Genomic DNA, 1,234 nt, shown 5'->3' with positions numbered 1-1,234 from the left:
CTTTTATACAGCGCAATGCGCTGGATCGAATAAAAGAGTGCTGGAAAATCAACGCTTGCCCACGTTGCGTCCCCGTCGGCTTAAATATAAGCTTTATACACGTTTATAAGCGAATATAAACGTATAAGGGCATATAAGAAAAGCCCCGCGCTTGGCGGGGCGAATGGAAGCGAGTGTCACTGCTTCGTGAACGTGCCACAGTCCTGCATCTTCAATTGTTGGCCGTCGCTCACCGTCATCTGCGGATAACCGCCGCCGGGAATATCGTTCTGCAGAATATCGCCACCACTGCTGATCTCCCAGTAACAGCTGCTGCCAACGGCAGCGTTCGCGCGATACGTGCCGGCATCGATGTCAGTACCGACCTGCCACACGCCATCGGAAACGGAATTCCTCTTCGCCTGGTCGACCTGACCGGTCAGAGACTGCAATTCTGCCTTCTTCGCATCCACCTTCTTTTGCAATTCATCATGCTGCGAATTGAGGTCTTTGATGCCTGACTTCACGGTATCGGCTTCGGCTATCGCATCCTTGGCGTCGTTGTATTCATCGGCGATTCCGTTGTACTTGTCCACGAGGCTGTTGTATTTCTTGATGAGTTTCGCGTAATCCTTGTTGTCCGACGCGATACTCTGCGCTACTTCCTTCGTGGCCGCAGACTTGGTTCCTGCCGTGTAGGCGATTGGAGCTGTGACCAGTATGGATGCGCAGAACAAAGCGATGCATGCGCATGTCGCCGCCCTGAAACTCACGCCACCACGCGTAACCTCGCGCGCATGTGCGACCGATTTTCTCCACCATGAGCCAACACGACTCTCACCAAGTTTTCCAGGATTCAATTTACCCATGATTGTTCCTTTCTCATTCTTCATTGATTCTATCGCTCAGACGATGCAGACATGCTCGGACAGAATCTGCCGATAGTCGGTAAGCACCTGCATGGTCACACCCAGATCGCCCGCCATATGCCACGCGTCCGCATCCCAAATACTCTCAGCCAACCCGTATGCCATTGGGTCGATCAGCGTCAACGCGGTCTCACGTCTGGCCCTACGCTCGAATTTCCGGCTGAACTGCGTGCCGCAGCCAACGTCATGATAGCGGGCGTGGACCAGCTCATGGCACAATGTGCACAATCTCTGCCGNTCNTTGAGCCAGTCCGCCAGCCATATCGTGCTCAACCGGTCGCAATACAGGCCACAGGTCGTTCCGGGTATGTCCGTATCCAAGATTC

At 53.8% G+C, this 1,234-nt stretch carries 1 protein-coding gene; it reads right to left on the bottom strand.

Going from position 1 to position 1,234, the window contains the following annotated elements:
• Positions 1-176 precede the first annotated feature (176 nt).
• Entirely contained in the window at positions 177-848 is a 672-nt protein-coding gene (locus DSM100238_RS09245; protein ID WP_152356368.1) for a hypothetical protein, read from the bottom strand.
• Positions 849-1,234: the final 386 nt, after the last annotated feature.

This window comes from Bifidobacterium apri (assembly GCF_009299485.1).
GTDB lineage: Bacteria > Actinomycetota > Actinomycetes > Actinomycetales > Bifidobacteriaceae > Bifidobacterium > Bifidobacterium apri.
This window is presented reverse-complemented; position numbering and strand designations above follow the sequence as displayed.

Bases quoted from the DNA above. Each gene is read 5' to 3' on its own strand.
- DSM100238_RS09245 (WP_152356368.1), bottom strand. From the start codon at position 848: ATGGGTAAATTGAATCCTGGAAAACTTGGTGAGAGTCGTGTTGGCTCA.